General features: G+C 67.3%; 14 protein-coding genes. 10 read left to right on the forward strand and 4 right to left on the reverse strand.

All coding sequences use genetic code 11. The features are described 5' to 3' along the window. Positions 1-115: 115 nt before the first annotated feature. Together FVQ98_RS01435 and FVQ98_RS01440 are read left to right on the forward strand one after the other, a co-directional pair. Complete coding sequence (locus tag FVQ98_RS01435; protein WP_147911628.1) at positions 116-361, forward strand: GlsB/YeaQ/YmgE family stress response membrane protein; 246 nt, start codon at positions 116-118, stop codon at positions 359-361. A gap of 59 nt (positions 362-420) precedes the next feature. Then, positions 421-1,035 carry a hypothetical protein gene (locus FVQ98_RS01440; protein ID WP_370512901.1) on the forward strand — a complete coding sequence of 205 codons (615 nt, stop codon included), beginning with the start codon at positions 421-423 and terminating at the stop codon, positions 1,033-1,035. A gap of 329 nt (positions 1,036-1,364) precedes the next feature. Here FVQ98_RS01440 and FVQ98_RS01445 read toward each other — a convergent pair whose 3' ends face one another. After that, positions 1,365-2,594, reverse strand: a complete 1,230-nt coding sequence (locus FVQ98_RS01445; protein WP_147911629.1) for a urate hydroxylase PuuD — start codon at positions 2,592-2,594, stop codon at positions 1,365-1,367. A 281-nt stretch (positions 2,595-2,875) separates the two neighbouring features. On the opposite strand from FVQ98_RS01445, the gene FVQ98_RS19550 reads away from it, so the two are divergent. Then, on the forward strand, positions 2,876-3,034 hold the full coding sequence (locus FVQ98_RS19550) for a hypothetical protein (protein WP_187265586.1): 159 nt from the start codon (positions 2,876-2,878) through the stop codon (positions 3,032-3,034). Between the two features lie 76 nt (positions 3,035-3,110). On the opposite strand, the gene xdhC is transcribed toward FVQ98_RS19550, so the two are convergent. Both xdhC and uraH read right to left on the reverse strand, forming a co-directional pair. Further along, positions 3,111-3,920 (reverse strand): xanthine dehydrogenase accessory protein XdhC, encoded by an 810-nt coding sequence (xdhC, locus tag FVQ98_RS01450; RefSeq protein WP_147911630.1) that lies wholly within the window; start codon positions 3,918-3,920, stop codon positions 3,111-3,113. Positions 3,921-3,991: 71 nt separating this feature from the next. Next, on the reverse strand, positions 3,992-4,345 hold the full coding sequence (gene uraH / locus FVQ98_RS01455) for a hydroxyisourate hydrolase (protein ID WP_147911631.1): 354 nt from the start codon (positions 4,343-4,345) through the stop codon (positions 3,992-3,994). Between the two features lie 71 nt (positions 4,346-4,416). On the opposite strand from uraH, the gene FVQ98_RS01460 reads away from it, so the two are divergent. From FVQ98_RS01460 to FVQ98_RS01480, 5 genes are all read left to right on the forward strand, one after another. Next, positions 4,417-5,109, forward strand: coding sequence for a GntR family transcriptional regulator (locus FVQ98_RS01460; protein WP_147911632.1), 693 nt, complete (start codon positions 4,417-4,419; stop codon positions 5,107-5,109). A gap of 8 nt (positions 5,110-5,117) precedes the next feature. Next, complete coding sequence (puuE, locus tag FVQ98_RS01465) at positions 5,118-6,074, forward strand: allantoinase PuuE (RefSeq protein ID WP_147911633.1); 957 nt, start codon at positions 5,118-5,120, stop codon at positions 6,072-6,074. Between the two features lie 66 nt (positions 6,075-6,140). Next, on the forward strand, positions 6,141-7,928 hold the full coding sequence (gene uraD, locus FVQ98_RS01470) for a 2-oxo-4-hydroxy-4-carboxy-5-ureidoimidazoline decarboxylase (RefSeq protein ID WP_147911634.1): 1,788 nt from the start codon (positions 6,141-6,143) through the stop codon (positions 7,926-7,928). A 75-nt stretch (positions 7,929-8,003) separates the two neighbouring features. Further along, complete coding sequence (locus tag FVQ98_RS01475) at positions 8,004-9,260, forward strand: M20/M25/M40 family metallo-hydrolase (RefSeq protein ID WP_147911635.1); 1,257 nt, start codon at positions 8,004-8,006, stop codon at positions 9,258-9,260. A gap of 64 nt (positions 9,261-9,324) precedes the next feature. After that, a complete protein-coding gene (locus tag FVQ98_RS01480; protein WP_147911636.1) occupies positions 9,325-10,809 on the forward strand; it encodes a nucleobase:cation symporter-2 family protein in 1,485 nt (494 codons plus the stop codon). Between the two features lie 82 nt (positions 10,810-10,891). Here the strand turns inward: FVQ98_RS01480 and FVQ98_RS01485 are convergent, their stop codons facing one another. After that, positions 10,892-11,104 carry a dodecin family protein gene (locus FVQ98_RS01485; protein ID WP_147911637.1) on the reverse strand — a complete coding sequence of 71 codons (213 nt, stop codon included), beginning with the start codon at positions 11,102-11,104 and terminating at the stop codon, positions 10,892-10,894. Positions 11,105-11,362: 258 nt separating this feature from the next. Between FVQ98_RS01485 and FVQ98_RS01490 the strand changes: the two genes are divergently transcribed. Beyond that, positions 11,363-13,168 carry a nitrite/sulfite reductase gene (locus FVQ98_RS01490; protein ID WP_147911638.1) on the forward strand — a complete coding sequence of 602 codons (1,806 nt, stop codon included), beginning with the start codon at positions 11,363-11,365 and terminating at the stop codon, positions 13,166-13,168. Positions 13,169-13,355: 187 nt separating this feature from the next. Beyond that, the gene (gene ppc, locus FVQ98_RS01495; RefSeq protein WP_147911639.1) at positions 13,356-16,211 is read left to right on the forward strand and encodes a phosphoenolpyruvate carboxylase; all 2,856 of its coding nucleotides are present in this window, start codon (positions 13,356-13,358) and stop codon (positions 16,209-16,211) included. The last annotated feature ends 118 nt before the right edge of the window (positions 16,212-16,329 follow it).

Genomic DNA, 16,329 nt, shown 5'->3' on the forward strand with positions numbered 1-16,329 from the left:
AGTCCCATGTAGGCCAATGCCGCGAATTAGCCCCAGGGCGGCCTTGGTGTCGTAAGGCAGGGTTACAGTTTGCGCTGTCTAACCACCTTTGGACTGAGGAAGAAAGGAACACCACATGGGCATCATCATCACCATCGTCGTCGGCTTCATCGTGGGCCTGATCGCCCGCGCCATCATGCCGGGCAACCAGAGCATGGGCCTCATCATGACGACCATCCTGGGCATCGTCGGTTCGCTGGTCGCCAGCTACGGCGGCGCCGCGCTGGGCCTGTACCCGGCGGGCTCGCCGATGGGCTGGATCGCATCGATCATCGGCGCCATCATCGTGCTGTTCATCTACGGCCTCGTCACCAAGAAGTAACTTCCCCCGGGCCGCCACCAGACGCTTTCCCGCCGCCGGTGGCCGGCCCGCCCCACGCCATGGCTCTTCGCTCCTCTGAACCCGACGCACTGCAACTCGCCCAAGGTCACTTCGGCCTGGAACAAGCCGTTCAGCGCAGCCGCCAGTTGCTGCGCAAACGCGCGATGGTCGCTGGCGTGGCCGGTGCCGTGCCCTTCCCCGGCCTCGACTGGGCCGTTGACGCCGCCATGCTGACGCGCCTTCTGCCGCGCATCAACAGCGAATTCGGCCTGGCGCCGGCGCAGATCGAAAGACTGGACGCCCGCGAAAAAGAGCGCGTGCAAAAAGCCATCGCCATGATCGGCTCGGTGCTGATCGGCCGCGTGGTCACCAAGACGCTGGTGGTCCGTTTTGCCCGCATGGTCGGCATGCGCCTCACCGCTGCGCAGGCCGCCAAATACGTGCCGCTGGCCGGCCAGCTGGTGTCCGGCGCGCTGGGTTACGCGGCCCTGCGTTACCTGGGCGAGCAGCACATCCGCGATTGCGTGAAAGTCGCCCTGGCCGCGCCGCTGGCGCTGCCGCCACCGACGGGCCGATCGCTCGGCAGCTCGGCTCGCACGACGCGCCGCGTGCGCGCGACCAGCGAAGCCATCATCGTGCCGCCTGCGTCGTCATCGTCCACTGGCCGCGCCTGAACGCGGTCCTTGGCCACGCGGCGATGCCGCTTGCCGATGGGCGGCCTGTCCGCCTATGGTTCCTTGGTGCGCCTGCAGCCTGTGGCCGCGGCTTCAACGCGATCGTGACAGGTTGACAAAAGGGCCGTCGGCGGGCTCATCCTTCGCGGCAGTTCGCAATTTCTAAACAATTTCTGCTGCCAGCCCTACAACCACCTGCGCAGACAGCTACGTAATTCCTAGCGCCTCTGGCGCCTATCCAACGCCCCACCGCGCGCGCCGCGTCGTCACAGTCCTCGTTGGGCCACCGTGCACCGAAGTGCCGAAGGTAGCCAGCGCCCGCGCGCGGCTTACTTGCCGGCCCCGCGCCCCTCGAACCAGCGCGCCACCAGCGCCCGCTCGTCGTCGGTCATCTGCGTGGCGTTGGACAGCGGCATGATCTTGGTGACCACCGCCTGCTGGTAGATCTGCTGGGCGTGCAGCGCCACCTGCTCTTCAGAATCCAGGCGCAGGTTCTTCATCTGCACCGCTTCCCCGTGGCAGCTGTAGCAGCGCTGTTCCAGCACCGGGCGCAGTTGCGCGTAGCCCACGGGCGCGGCGGCCGGTGCACCTGTGGCGGCACTGGCGGCCCTGGGCGCCGGGCGCATCCAGGCGATCAGGCCGATCAGCAGCACCACGCCCATCGCCGCAAACGGCCAAGGGTTCTTGGCGCGGCCCAGGTGCCAACCGTGGCGCTGCACGAAGAACTGGCGGATCAGCGCGCCGGCCATCATCAGCACGAACAGCACGATCCACTTGTGCGAATGGCTGTACAAAAAGCTGTAGTGGTTGCTGAGCATGGCGATCAGCACGGGCAGCGTGAAGTAGGTGTTGTGCACGCTGCGCTGCTTCCCGCGCTTGCCGTGGATGGCCAGGCTGCTGGCGTCGTAGGCACCGCCGCCGGTCATGGCCGCCACCACCTTGCGCTGGCCGGGGATGATCCAGAAAAAGACGTTGGCGCTCATCGTTGTGGCCAGCATGGCGCCGATGATCAGGAAGGCCGCGCGGCCCGAGAACAAGTGGCAGGCCAGCCAGGTCGCCGCCGCCACCACCACGATCAGCAGCAGCGCCACCGTGCGCTCGCCGTTCTGGCGGAAGCCGAACACGCGGCAGATGGCGTCGTAGACGAACCAGAACGCCACCAGAAAGCCCACGGCGGTGAAGCCCGCGGCCACGGGCGACCAGTCGAACACCTGCTTGTCGATCAGGAAGGCGCTGGCGTTCCAGAGGTAGAGCACGCAGAACAGCGCAAAGCCAGATAGCCAGGTCGAATAGCTTTCCCAATAGAACCAGTGCAGCTTGCTGTCGATGATGCCGCCCTGCGGCGCCACCATGTACTTCTGCGGGTTGTAGAAGCCGCCGCCGTGCACCGCCCACATCGCGCCGTCCACGCCCTTTTTCTTCAGGTCGTCGGCCGTCGGCGCCAGCAGGTTGTTGTCCAGAAAGACGAAATAGAACGACGAGCCGATCCAGGCGATCGCCACGATCACGTGCAGCCAACGCAGCAGCAGGTTGGCCCAATCCAGTAAATACGCTTCCATAACGTGCCCCAGATCGGCTCGCCACCGCGGGCGCTGCAAGCCGGTAAAAGTCGAACGACCGCGCATCCGGCGCAAGCCCGGCCTGCTGGCCGGTCGCGCGCCGCGGGGCACCGCTGCGGTCTGGCCGAAAGTGTATACAAAACTGTGTGCAAACTCCAACTGGATGCTGTCGCGCCGACGCCAAACCACAATTTGCCTACAAAGCACACCCAAACGCTCAAAAATCGGCGAAAATGCGCGGTTAACCGTTCGGCACCCACCCACCACACAAAGGATTCATCATGGGCAACAAGATCGTTACCGAAGCCATGCGCAAGGCCACCCCACCGCTGCCCGGCGCCCCCGTGCGCAAGCAGGCCACCGGCCAGCTGCGCAGCCTGGAGCGCGGCGCGCACACGCGCAGCAAGAAAAATCCCGGCAAGCGTCCGCACCAGGGTTGATGGCCGTAAGGCGCTCCTTTTTCAGGAGCTGCCTGCGCACAACTGGCGCCCTCTGGGCGCCATTTTTTGTCCAAATTCAGGCGACCGGCACGGTCTGCAGCAGCTGCGCCACCGTCGCCACGGCCACCACGGCAGGCGCTTTGCCGGTGATGCCCGGCACGCCGATCGGGCAGGTGACGTGCGCCAGTTCAGCGTCGCTGAAGCCGCGCTCACGCAGGCGCCTTCGAAAACTGGCCCATTTGGTCTTGGAGCCGATCAGGCCGATGTAGGGCAAGTCGCCCTGCCCGCGCTGGCGCAGCAGGCAAGCCACCAGGATGTCGAAATCCTCGGCGTGGCTGAAGCTCATGATCACCACCCGGCTGCCCGGCGCCATGTCGGTCACCGCGGCCTGCACCGGGTCGGAATGGTCGCAGCGCACGTGCTGCGGGGTATCAGGCGGAAACACCTCGTCGCGGCTGTCCACCCACAGCACGTCGAACGGCAGGTCGGACAACAACTTGACGATGGCGCGCCCCACATGGCCGCCGCCGAACAGCGCGACCGGTGGCTGCGCTGACGCCAAGCGCTGGCGCAAGGCTTCGCCCTGCGTGGCGTCGACCCGCTCAAAGCGCAGCTGCACCACGCCGCCGCAGCACTGCGCCAGGCTGGGGCCCAGCGCGTAGCGCAGCGTCTCGCCCGCTGGCGCATTGCCGGCCAGCACCTGCCGCGCATGGGCCAGCGCCTGCCATTCCAACTGGCCACCGCCGATGCTGCCCACCTGCCCCTCCTGCCAGACCGCCATCCAGGCCCCCGCTTCACGCGGAGCAGAGCCTTGGGTTGAGGCAACCGTGACGAGCACAGCGGTGGCGCGCTCCAAGCGGTCAAACAGTTCTGTCAGTTGGGTCACAGGGATTTCACGGTCCTACCGCGTCCACCGCGGCAGCGCCTGAAGTATCGATCACCCGCGCCCTGCGTTCCTCACGACCCCCGGTACGTCGAATAGCTCCACGGGCTGCACAGCAGCGGCACGTGGTAGTGCTGGTCCGTGTGGGCGATGCCGAAGTCGAGGTGCACGATGTTCAGAAACGGCGGCTCGGGCAGGTCCACCCCCTTGGCGCGGAAGTAGTCGGCGACGTCGAAGCTGAGGCGGTAGGTGCCCGCCTTCAGGCTGGCGTTGTCGTACAGCGGCCCGTCGGGGTTGCGGCCGTCGTCGTTCAGCGTGAAGCGTTTGACCAGGGTCGGGGTATCGCCCGCCAAGGTGTAGAGGGTGACCGCCATGCCGGCGGCGGGCGTGCCGTGCATCGTGTCGAGTACGTGGGTGCTCAGGCCCATGTGAGACTCCTTTTCCGCATTGTTCACAAAAGTGTATACACTTTTCTCGATCCCGCCTATCATCGCGCTCCATGGAAGCCTCGAACACCGAGACCATCGTCCACGCGCTCACCCGCGCCATTGTTGAGCACCGTCTGCGCCCCGGCAGCAAGCTGGCCGAACAGGCGCTGGCGGACCACTTCAGCGTGTCGCGCACATTGGTGCGGCAGGCGCTGTTCCAGCTGTCGCAAAAGCGCCTGGTCACGCTGGAGCCCGCGCGCGGCGCCTTCGTCGCCAGCCCGTCGACCGAGGAAGCGCGCCAGGTCTTCCAGGTGCGCCGCATGCTGGAGATGGAGCTGACGCGCGCCTTCGTCCAGTCCGCCACACCCGCCAAGCTGGCCACCCTGCGCGAGCACGTCGCCAAAGAGCAAGCCGCCGTCGCGCGCGAAGACATCGCCGACCGCACCGAGCTGCTGGGCGACTTCCACGTGCTGATGGCCGAGCTGATCGGCAACGCCGTCCTGGCCGAAGTGCTGCGCGATCTGCTGGCGCGCTGCGCCATCGCCACGCTGATGTACCAAAGCAGCAGCGCCGCGCACGATTCGGCGGCCGAGCACCAGGCGCTGATCGAATGCTTTGCCACCGGCGACGTGGCCCAGGCCATCCAACTGATGCGCGAACACCTGGACCATGTGGAAGAAGGCCTCAACCTCGATCGACCAGCCCCCACACACGACGTAAAGCAGGCGCTGGCCCAAGCAGAATCTGCGCGAACAGCTACTTAATCAATAGCATGAAACACGGCATTTACGACAGCACCGCGCCCTACCCGCGCGACCTGGTGGGCTACGGCGCCGACGTGCCGCACGCGCGTTGGCCCGGTGGCGCGCGCATCGCGCTGCAGTTCGTTTTGAACTACGAAGAAGGCGGAGAAAACGCCGTGCTGCACGGCGATGCGGCCAGCGAACAGTTCTTGTCCGAGATGTTCAACCCGGCCGCCTACCCGGCCCGGCACATGAGCATGGAAGGCATCTACGAATACGGCGCGCGCGCCGGCGTGTGGCGCATCCTGCGCGAATTCGACGCGCGCGGCTGGCCGCTGACGGTGTTCGGTGTGGCCACCGCCCTGGCGCGCCACCCGGAAGTCACGCAAGCCTTTCAAGCGCGCGGTGACGAGATCGCCTGCCACGGCCTGAAGTGGATCCACTACCAGAACGTGGACGACGCCACCGAACGCGCCCACATGGAAGAAGCGCTGGCCATGATCGAAGCGCAGACCGGCACCCGTCCGCTGGGCTGGTACACCGGCCGCGACAGCCCGAACACCCGCCGCCTGGTGGTGGACGACGGCCGCCTGCTGTACGACAGCGATTACTACGGCGACGACCTGCCCTTCTGGATGCAGGTGCGCAAGACCGACGGCCAGGTCGTGCCGCACCTGGTCGTGCCCTACACGCTGGACTGCAACGACATGCGCTTCGCCCTGCCGCAGGGCTACAGCCACGCCGATCCGTTCTACCAGTACATGAAGGACAGCTTTGACGCGCTGTACGCCGAAGGCGATCCGCAAGGGCTGGACCGCCCCAAGATGCTGAGCATCGGCATGCACTGCCGCCTGCTCGGCCGCCCGGGCCGCATCACCGCGCTACAGCGCTTCATGGACCACGTGGCGCGCCACAAGGACGTGTGGGTGTGCAAGCGCATCGACATCGCCCAGCACTGGGTCAACACCCACCCCTCCCCCCGCTGAACAGACCACGGCGTCAGGCCATGCCGCCTGGCGCCGGCACGCGCACCTACCCGAGAGACAAACCCCATGCCCCTGACCCTGGACCAGCTCAACGCCGCCCCGCCCGCCGAAGCCGAGCAGATGCTCGACGGCCTGTTCGAGCACACGCCCTGGATCGCCAACGAGGCGCTGGCACAGCGCCCGTTCCGATCGCTGGCGCACCTGAAGCACGTCATGACCGAGGTGCTGGCCAAAGCGGATGTGGACCGGCAGCTGGCGCTGATCCGCGCCCACCCGGAGTTGGCCGGCAAGGCGATGGTGGCCAACACGCTGACGGCCGAATCGACCCACGAACAAGGCAAGGCGGGCCTGACCGAATGCACGCCCGACGAATTCGCCCGCATCCTGCAGCTCAACGCCGACTACAACGCCAAGTTTGGCTTTCCCTTCATCCTGGCGGTGCGCGGCCCGCGCGGCACGGGTCTCAGCAAGGCCGAGATCATCGACACCTTTGCGCGCCGACTGGCGCACCAGCCGGCTTTTGAGCGCGCCGAGGCGCTGCGCAACATCCACCGCATCGTTGAAATCCGCCTGGCAGACAAGTTCGGCGTGGCGCCCGCGCTCGGCAACGACGTGTGGGACTGGCATGCCGACCTGGCGCAACACAGCGACCCCGGCTTTGCCGAACAAGGGCAGCTGGCCGTCACCTACCTCACCGATGCGCACCGCGCCTGCGCCGCCAGCCTGGTGCAGACCATGCAGGGCGCGGGTTTTGACGACGTACACATCGACGCGGTGGGCAACGTAGTGGGCCGCTACCACGCCGACCGGGCCGCCCAAGGCGCGAAGACGCTGATGACCGGCAGCCACTTCGACACCGTGCGCAACGCCGGCCGCTACGACGGGCGGCTGGGCATCTTCGTGCCCATCGCGTGCGTGCGCGAGCTGGCGCGCGCCGGTCGCCGTCTGCCCTTCCATTTCGAGGTGATCGGCTTCGCCGAAGAAGAAGGCCAGCGCTACAAGACGTCTTTCCTCGGCTCGGAAGCGCTCATCGGTGAATTCCAAAGCGCGTGGCTGGATCAATCTGACGCCGACGGCGTGACCATGCGCCAGGCCATGGCCCACGCCGGCCTGCGGGTGGAAGACATCGCGTCGTTGCAGCGCAACCCGGCGGACTACCTCGGCTTCATCGAAGTCCACATCGAACAAGGCCCGGTGCTCAACGAGCTGAACCTGCCGCTGGGCGTGGTCACCTCGATCAACGGCAGCGTGCGCTACGCGGGCGAATTCATCGGCCAGGCCAGCCACGCCGGCACCACGCCCATGAACCGCCGCCACGACGCCGCCTGCGCCGCGGCCGAGCTGGCGCTGTACCTGGAGGAGCGCGCCGCGCAGGACGCCGATTCGGTCGCCACCATGGGCATCCTGCAGGTGCCGCGCGGCTCGACCAACGTGGTGCCCGGCCGCTGCGCTTTCACGCTCGACCTGCGCGCGCCCAACGACCCACAGCGCGACCGCCTCACCGCCGATGTGCTGGCGCGCGCCCAGCAGATCGCCGAGCGCCGCGGCGTCGGCCTGGCGCTGGAAGAAACCATGCGCGTCAGTGCCGCGCCGTCCGATCCGGCCTGGCAGCAGCGCTGGGAGCGCGCCGTCGAATCGCTCGGTCTGCCGGTCTTCCGGCTGCCCAGCGGCGCCGGCCACGACGCCATGACGATGCACAAGGTCATGCCGCAGGCCATGCTGTTCGTGCGCGGCGAAAACAGCGGCATCAGCCACAACCCGCTGGAGTCCAGCAACGCCGAGGACATCGAGCTGTCGGTGCGCGCCATGCAGCGCCTGCTGGACGATCTGGCGCGCGACCTGCAAGCCGCTTGAGCCAGCCACAACGCTATTTCTTTCATAGCTTCTCGCGCAGATCCATCCAGGGCTACGGCCTGATTTGATTCAAAAATGACCTCTTCCGACACCTACGCCGCCCTGGACGCCTGGATCGACCAGCACTTTGACGAGGAAGTGCGCTTCGTGCAGGCGCTGGTGCGCGTGCCCACCGACACGCCGCCCGGCAACAACGCCCCGCACGCCGACCGCGCGGCCGAGCTGCTACAAGACCTGGGTTACACCGCTGAAAAGCACCCCGTGCCGGCCAGCGACGTTCAGGCCTACGGCATGCAAAGCATCACCAACCTGATCGTGCGCCGCCCCTTTGGCGAAGGCGGCCCGACCATCGCGCTGAACGCGCATGGCGACGTGGTGCCGCCGGGCGACGGCTGGTCGCACGACCCCTACGGCGCCGAGATCGTGGACGGCCAGCTGTTCGGCCGCGCCGCCGCCGTCAGCAAGAGCGACTTCGGCACTTTCACCTTCGCCCTGCGCGCGCTCGAAGCCGTGGCCAAGCCGAAACACGGCGCAGTCGAATTGCACTTCACCTACGACGAAGAATTCGGCGGCGAACTGGGCCCCGGCTGGCTGCTGAAAAACGGGCTGACCAAGCCCGACTTGATGATCGCCGCTGGCTTCAGCTACCAGGTGGTCGTGGCGCACAACGGCTGCCTGCAGATGGAAGTGACGGTGGAAGGCGAGATGAGCCACGCCGCCATCCCCGACAGCGGCTGCGACGCGATCCAGGGCGCGGTGCACATCCTGCAGGCGCTGTACGCGCTGAACGCGGGTTACAAGCAGATCACGTCGAAGGTCGAAGGCATCACGCACCCGTACCTCAACATTGGCCAGATCGAAGGCGGCACCAACACCAACGTCGTGCCCGGCAAGGCGGTGTTCAAGCTCGACCGCCGCATGATCCCCGAAGAAAACGCCGCCGAGGTCGAAGCGGCGCTGCGCGAAACGATTGCGCAGGCCGCCGCCAGCTACACACCGCCGCGCGGGCGCAGCGACCTTCGCGTCAGCGTGCGCCGCCTGCTGCTGGCCAACGCCATGACGCCGCTGGCCGGCAACGCGCCGCTGGTCGACGCGCTGCAAAAGCACGGCGCGGCGGTCTTCGGCGAAACGCCCGAAGCCGTGGGCACGCCCCTGTACACCGACGTGCGCCTGTACGTGGAGCGCGGCGTGCCCGGCGTGATCTACGGCGCCGGCCCGCGCACCGTGCTGGAAAGCCACGCCAAACGCGCCGACGAGCGCGTGGCCCTGGAAGACCTGCGCCGCGCGACCAAGGTGGTGGCCCGCACCTTGGCCGATCTGCTTTCAAAATAATAGCTGCCTGCGCAGATATGCCTAGGGCTACAGCCCGAAAACCTATAAATTTCAGGAGACAAGCATGAGCAGCACCCACCCGGTCGACGAACGACTGCCCACCGGCAAGCTGACGGCCCTGGGCCTGCAACACGTGCTGGTGATGTACGCCGGCGCGGTCGCGGTGCCGCTGATCGTCGGGCGCGCCCTCAAGCTCAGCCCGGACGAGGTGGCGCTGCTGATCTCGGCCGACCTGTTCTGCTGCGGCCTGGTCACGCTGATCCAGGCGCTGGGCGCCACGCAGTGGTTCGGCATCAAGCTACCGGTGATGATGGGCGTGACCTTCGCCTCGGTCGGGCCCATGGTGGCCATGGCCAATGCCAACCCCGGGCCCGACGGCGCGCGCATGATCTTTGGCGCCATCATCGGCGCGGGCATCGTCTCGATCCTGATCGCACCCCTGATCAGCCGCATGCTGCGCTTCTTCCCGCCGGTCGTCACCGGCACCATCATCGCGGTGATCGGCATCAACCTGATGCGCGTGGGCATCAACTGGATTTTCGGCAACCCGGTCGGCCCCACGGCGCCGATGACGGTGTCGCCTGAGCATTCGGAATGGCTGAGCACGCTGCGCAGCTCGGCCGCCGTGGGCCAGGCCGGCATGCCGCCTGTACCGCAGGGCCTGACGCTGGCGCCGACCGAGCCCAACCCGCGCTACGCCGCGCTGTCCGGCGTGGCGGTGTCGGCCATCGTGCTGGCCACCATCCTGCTGGTGGCGCGGTTCGCGCGCGGCTTTCTGGCCAACATCTCGGTGCTGGTCGGCATCGTCGTCGGCGCCGTGGTCGCAGCCGCCACGGGCATGATGAACTTCGACAAGGTCGCCAAGGCGCACTGGGTGGACGTGGTGCTTCCCTTTCACTTCGGCATGCCGATCTTCGACCCGGTGCTGATCCTGACCATGGTGCTGGTGATGATCGTCGTGATGATCGAATCGACCGGCATGTTTCTCGCCCTCGGCGAGATGACCGACCGCAAGATCGACCAGCCCGCCCTCGCCCGCGGTCTGCGCACCGACGGCCTGGGCACGCTGATCGGCGGCATCTTCAACACCTTCCCCTACACCAGCTTTTCACAGAACGTGGGCCTGGTGGCGGTCACGGGCGTGAAGAGCCGCTTTGTCTGCGTGGCGGCGGGCGTCATCCTGATCGTGCTGGGCCTGCTGCCCAAGATGGCCGCGCTGGTCGAATCGCTGCCGGCCGTGGTGCTGGGCGGCGCGGGTCTGGTGATGTTCGGCATGGTCGCCACCACGGGCATCCGCATCCTGGGCGGGGTGGACTACACGCACCAGCGCAACAACGCGCTGATCGTCGCCATTTCCATCGGCATGGGCATGATCCCGCTGGTCGCGCCGCGCTACCTGCAGTGGATGCCGCACGCCATCCACCCGCTGATCGAATCGGGCATCCTGCTGGCGTCGATGTCGGCGGTGCTGCTGAACCTGTTCTTCAACGGGGCCAAGGGCGACACGCAGGCCGCCATCCGCGCGGCCAAGCAGGCTGAGGCGCACTAAACGCGCGCGACCCGAACACAAAAATGCCCACGTACTGCGGGCATTTCTTGGGCTTTCTGCCGCAATGAGCGGCAGACGCAGACTACTTGTCGACTTGGCCGACGACGAAGGTCACAGACATGTTGACGCGGTATTCCTTGATCTTGCCGCCTTCGATGACGACCTTCTGCTCCTTGATCCAGGCACCGCGAACCTGATCGATGGTGTCGGCGGCACGGCCGACGCCGGTGAGGATCGCGTCCTCAAAGCTCTTGGTGCTGGACGCGGAGATTTCGATGACTTTGGCAACGCTCATGGGCGGACTCCTTCGGTTGAGGCCTCGGGACGAGGCCGGTGGTCACAAAGCCGCACCTTACCCACGCCCAACCAGGCGCCGTGTGGGCACTTGTCTGACAACGCCGTCGGCCGCCGCCGTGCGCCCGGGTGACCACCCTTTATTCCATATCCATCTATATCAACAACAAAGTATTGGTTGGTTTTGGCATATGCCAAACCTAAAGTCGGCCCTTCCCAGCGACGCGCGTTGCCGCGTTGCCAGCTTCCGACCCACCCGATGTACCAATACACCGCATTCGACCAGGCCTTTGTCAAGCTGCGCGCCCAGCAGTTCCGCGACCAGTTGGAGCGCTGGCAGCGCGGCGAGCTGAGCGAAGAGCAGTTCCTGCCGCTGCGCCTGCAAAACGGCTGGTACGTGCAGCGCTATGCGCCCATGGCCCGCATTGCCGTGCCCTACGGCGAGATCAGCAGCCTGCAGCTGCGCACGCTGGCGCGCATCGCGCGCGAGTACGACCGGCCTGACGCCGCCCTGCTGGCCAGCGCGCAAGCGACACAGGACGAGTTGCAGGCTTCACAACCCGGGCTGACGCTGGCCGCACCGCCCCTGCAGTACGGCTACGGTCACTTCACCACGCGCACCAACGTGCAGTTCAACTGGATCCCGCTGGCCAAGGCGCCGGACGTGATGGATCTGCTGGCCAGCGTGCACATGCACGGCATCCAGACCAGTGGCAACACCATCCGCAACATCACCTGCGAAGCGCTGGAAGGCATTGCGCCGGACGGCATCGTCGACACGCGCCCGTTTGCCGAGATCCTGCGCCAGTGGAGCACGCTGCACCCCGAATTCGCCTTCTTGCCGCGCAAGTTCAAGATCGCCTTCAACGGCGCCGCCGAAGACCGCGCGGCCACCGGCTGGTACGACATCGGCCTGCAGGCGCAGAAGAACGACGCAGGCGAAGTGGGCTTCACCGTCAAGGTGGGCGGGGGCATGGGCCGCACGCCGGTCATCGGCACCGTGGTGCGCGACTTCCTGCCCTGGGCCGAGCTGCTGAACTTCGTTGAAGCCGTGGTGCGTGTGTACAACCGCTATGGCCGGCGCGACAACAAGTGGAAGGCGCGCATCAAGATCCTGGTCAAGTCCGAAGGCCAGAAATTCATCGACGAAGTTGAAGCGGAATACCGCGCCATCGTCGAACAGGACGGCGCCCCGCACACCATCAGCGCCGACGAGTTGGCGCGCGTGCAGGCCAGCTTTGTCGAGCCGCCGCTGCGCGCCGCCAAGCTGCCCAGCCATGTCGACACCACGGCCAAGCCCTACCAGCGCTGGCTGGCGCAAAACGTGCGCGCGCACCGCCAGGCCGACCTGGCCATCGTCACCCTGTCCTTCAAGCGCCTGGGCTGGGCCCCCGGCGATGCCGACGCCGACACGCTGGACGCGTTGGCCACGCTGGCCGACACTTTCAGCGCCGGCGAAGCGCGCCTGACGCACGAACAGAACCTGCTGCTGCCCTGGGTGCACCAGACCGACCTGCCCGCGCTGTACGAGCAGGCCAAGGCGCTGGGCCTGGCGCAGGCCAACATCGGCCTGCTGACCGACCTGATCGCCTGCCCTGGCGGCGATTTCTGCTCGTTGGCCAACGCCCGCGCCATTCCCGTCGCCGCCGCGCTGACCGAGCTGTACCAGGACATCGACGAAGTCACCGACCTGGGCCCGATCGACCTGCACATCAGCGGCTGCATCAACAGCTGCGGCCACCACCACAGCGGCCACATCGGCATTCTGGGCGTCGACAAGGACGGCAAGGAGTGGTACCAGGTCACCCTGGGCGGCAGCGACGGCTCGGCCTTGTCCGGCCCGGCGCACCCGGGCAAAGTGGTCGGCCCATCCTTCAGCGCGGCCGAGGTGCCGGGCGTGGTCGAAGCCGTGCTGACCACCTACCGCGACCTGCGCAGCAGCGCGGCCGAGCATTTCATCGACACGCTGCGCCGGGTCGGCCACGACCCGTTCAAGGCCGCCGCCAACGGCGCGCGGCTGGACGCTGGCCACCGCACGCGGCAGGCGGAACACGCCGAGGCGTGAGGCGTGAGGCGTGCGCAACACCAGCGCACATCCTGCTTGCTATACATTCGGAAGCTGCTTGCGCAAGTGGTTCTAGGGCCAGCGGCCAGAAACCCTTGAAATCTTCGACCGCGCCTGACCGCTGCCCGCTGTGCGGCAGGCGCCCGCCCCCCGCAAGCGTGGTCACATGAGCCGATAGCATGCGCGCATGAAACAAGCTGTCGCCCGCCGGAAATCCACGTCCGCCACCTCTGCGCCCCGCGCCCGCACCGACAGCGGCCCCGCCAAGGACCAGCCGCTGATCGAGGACATCCGCCTGCTCGGCCGCCTGCTGGGCGACGTGATCCGCGAGCAGGAAGGCGACTCGGCTTTTGAGCTGGTCGAACAGATCCGGCAGCTGTCCGTCGCCTTCCGGCGCGACGACGACCCCAAGGCGGACAAGGCGCTGAAGAAGCTGCTGGAAGGCCTGTCGGGCGACCAGGCCGTCAGCGTCATCCGCGCCTTCACCTACTTTTCGCACCTGGCCAACCTGGCCGAAGACCAGCACCACATCCGCCGGCGCGCCGTGCACGAACGCGCAGGCCGCAGCCAGGACGGCCGCCTGGACGCCGCGCTTGTACGCCTGCAGGACAAAGGCATCGCGCCCGAAACTGTGGTGCAGACGCTGGCGCAGTCGTACGTCGCGCCGGTGCTCACCGCGCATCCGACCGAGGTGCAGCGCCAAAGCATCCTGGCCGCCGAACAAGGCATTGCCGAGCTCCTCGCCGAGCGCGACCACCTCACAACGCAAGCCCTCCTGTATGCCAAAGGCCCTGACGCGCTGACCCCGCGCGCGCTGGCCGAGAACGAGGCACAGCTGAAAGCCCGCGTGGTGCAGCTGTGGCAAACGCGCCTGCTGCGCCTGACCAAGCTGACGGTGACGGACGAGATCGAGAACGCGCTGCGCTACTACGAAACCACCTTCCTGCGCGAGATCCCGCGCCTCTACGCCGAGCTGGAGGCGCAGCTGGGCGGCACGCACCTGCACCCCTTCTTGCGCATGGGCCAGTGGATCGGCGGCGACCGCGACGGCAACCCCTTCGTCAACGCCGACACGCTGGCCACCGCCCTGCGCCGGCAATCCGAAGTGGTGCTGCGCCACTACCTGACCGAGGTGCACCTGCTGGGCGGCGAGCTGTCCATGGCGCAGCGGCTGGCCCATGTGAGCCCCGCGATGCAGGCGTTGGCCGAGGCCTCGCCCGACGCCAACCCGCACCGCGTCGACGAGCCCTACCGCCGCGCGCTGACCGGCGTGTACGCGCGTCTGGCTGCCACGCTGCGCCACCTGGCGGGCGGCGAAGCGGCACGCCATGCCGTCATGCCGCAGAACGCCTACGCCGACCCGGCGGCCTTTCTGGCCGATCTGCGCACCATCGAGGATTCGCTGCGCCAGCACCACGGCGCAGCGCTGATCGCCCAGCGCCTGGCGCCGCTGATCCGGGCGGTGGAGGTGTTCGGCTTTCACCTGGCCACCGTGGACCTGCGCCAAAGCTCGGACCAGCACGAAGCCGTGCTGCAGGAACTGCTGGCCACCGCCCAGCTGGAGGCCGACTACGGCGCGCTCCATGAACCCGCGCGCCAGCAGCTGCTGCTGCGCCTGTTGAACGACGCGCGCGCGCTGCGCGTGATGGGCGCCAGCTACTCGGCCCACACGGTGTCCGAGTTGGCGATTCTGGAAACTGCGCTGCGAGCCCTGCGCGACTACGGCCGCGAGGCCTTGCGCCACGCCATCATCAGCCACACCGAAACCGTCAGCGACCTGTTGGAGGTGCTGCTGCTGATGAAGGAAGTCGGCCTGATGCGCGGCACGCTGGACAGCGACAGCGCCGTGGCCGACCTCGTGGTGGTGCCGCTGTTCGAGACCATCGAAGACCTGCGCCAGGCCGCGCCCATCATGCGCGCCTACTACGCGCTGCCCGGCATCGCCGCGCTGTGGCAACGCTCGGGCGGCGAACAGGACATCATGCTGGGCTACAGCGACAGCAACAAGGACGGCGGCATCTTCACCAGCAACTGGGAGCTGTACCGCGCCGAGCTGGCTTTGGTGGAGGTGTTTGACGACCTGGCAGACAGCCACGGCATTCGCCTGCGCATGTTCCATGGCCGGGGCGGCACCGTGGGGCGCGGCGGCGGCCCCAGCTACCAGGCCATCCTCGCGCAGCCGCCGGGCACGGTGCGCGGGCAGATCCGGCTGACCGAGCAGGGCGAGATCATCGCGTCCAAGTACGCCAATCCCGAGATCGGCCGCCGCAACCTGGAGACCCTGGTCGCCGCCACGCTGGAAGCCACGCTGCTGCAACCTACGCAAGGCGCCAGCCCGGCCTTTCTGCAAGCCGCCGAAACCTTGTCGCGCGCCAGCATGGCCGCCTACCGCGCGCTGGTGTACGACACGCCGGGTTTCACCGACTACTTCTTCACCGCCACGCCGATCCGCGAGATCGCCGAGCTCAACATCGGCTCGCGTCCGGCGTCGCGCAAGGCCACGCAGCGCATCGAGGACCTGCGCGCCATCCCCTGGGGCTTCAGCTGGGGCCAGTGCCGGCTGACGCTGCCCGGCTGGTACGGCTTCGGATCGGCCGTGGACCAGTTCATCCACGCGCCCGGCGCCGACCCGGCCAAGCAAACCGCCCTGCTGCGCCGCATGGTCAAGCAGTGGCCGTTCTTCCGCACCCTGCTGTCCAACATGGACATGGTGCTGGCCAAGAGCGATCTGGCCCTGGCCAAGCGCTACAGCGACCTGGTGCCCGACGCCAAGCTGCGCCAGCGCATCTTTGCCAACATTCGGGCCGAATGGCGCCGCACCGCCGAAGCGCTGGCGCTGATCACCGGCGAAAGCGATCGCCTGGCCGGCAACCCGGCACTGGCCCGGTCCATCCAGCACCGCTTTCCGTACATCGACCCGCTGCACCACCTGCAGGTCGAGCTGCTGCGCCGCTGGCGCGACGGCGCGGGAGACGAGCGCGTCAAGCTGGGCATCCACATGTCGATCAACGGCATCGCGGCGGCGCTGCGCAACACCGGCTGACGCGCTCCAGGGGTGCACAAGGCGGCGCAGCGCCTGCTTATGCCGACCCCGCATATGCCTCAAAGAACTTTGTCGTTGGTTTTTGGCAACCTGGCACCTACAGTGGCTGGGCACCCAC

Source organism: Ottowia flava (assembly GCF_008017535.1).
Taxonomy (GTDB): Bacteria; Pseudomonadota; Gammaproteobacteria; order Burkholderiales; family Burkholderiaceae_C; genus Ottowia; species Ottowia flava.

Excerpts from the sequence above, each read along its gene's own strand:
- uraH (WP_147911631.1), bottom strand. The coding sequence starts at position 4,345 with ATGGGCCTGAGCACCCACGTACTCGACACGATGCACGGCACGCCCGCC.
- FVQ98_RS01475 (WP_147911635.1), top strand. The coding sequence starts at position 8,004 with ATGACCTCTTCCGACACCTACGCCGCCCTGGACGCCTGGATCGACCAG.
- FVQ98_RS01485 (WP_147911637.1), bottom strand. The coding sequence starts at position 11,104 with ATGAGCGTTGCCAAAGTCATCGAAATCTCCGCGTCCAGCACCAAGAGC.
- uraD (WP_147911634.1), top strand. The coding sequence starts at position 6,141 with ATGCCCCTGACCCTGGACCAGCTCAACGCCGCCCCGCCCGCCGAAGCC.
- FVQ98_RS19550 (WP_187265586.1), top strand. The coding sequence starts at position 2,876 with ATGGGCAACAAGATCGTTACCGAAGCCATGCGCAAGGCCACCCCACCG.
- FVQ98_RS01490 (WP_147911638.1), top strand. The coding sequence starts at position 11,363 with ATGTACCAATACACCGCATTCGACCAGGCCTTTGTCAAGCTGCGCGCC.
- ppc (WP_147911639.1), top strand. The coding sequence starts at position 13,356 with ATGAAACAAGCTGTCGCCCGCCGGAAATCCACGTCCGCCACCTCTGCG.
- FVQ98_RS01435 (WP_147911628.1), top strand. The coding sequence starts at position 116 with ATGGGCATCATCATCACCATCGTCGTCGGCTTCATCGTGGGCCTGATC.
- FVQ98_RS01460 (WP_147911632.1), top strand. The coding sequence starts at position 4,417 with ATGGAAGCCTCGAACACCGAGACCATCGTCCACGCGCTCACCCGCGCC.
- puuE (WP_147911633.1), top strand. The coding sequence starts at position 5,118 with ATGAAACACGGCATTTACGACAGCACCGCGCCCTACCCGCGCGACCTG.
- FVQ98_RS01480 (WP_147911636.1), top strand. The coding sequence starts at position 9,325 with ATGAGCAGCACCCACCCGGTCGACGAACGACTGCCCACCGGCAAGCTG.
- FVQ98_RS01440 (WP_370512901.1), top strand. The coding sequence starts at position 421 with ATGGCTCTTCGCTCCTCTGAACCCGACGCACTGCAACTCGCCCAAGGT.
- FVQ98_RS01445 (WP_147911629.1), bottom strand. The coding sequence starts at position 2,594 with ATGGAAGCGTATTTACTGGATTGGGCCAACCTGCTGCTGCGTTGGCTG.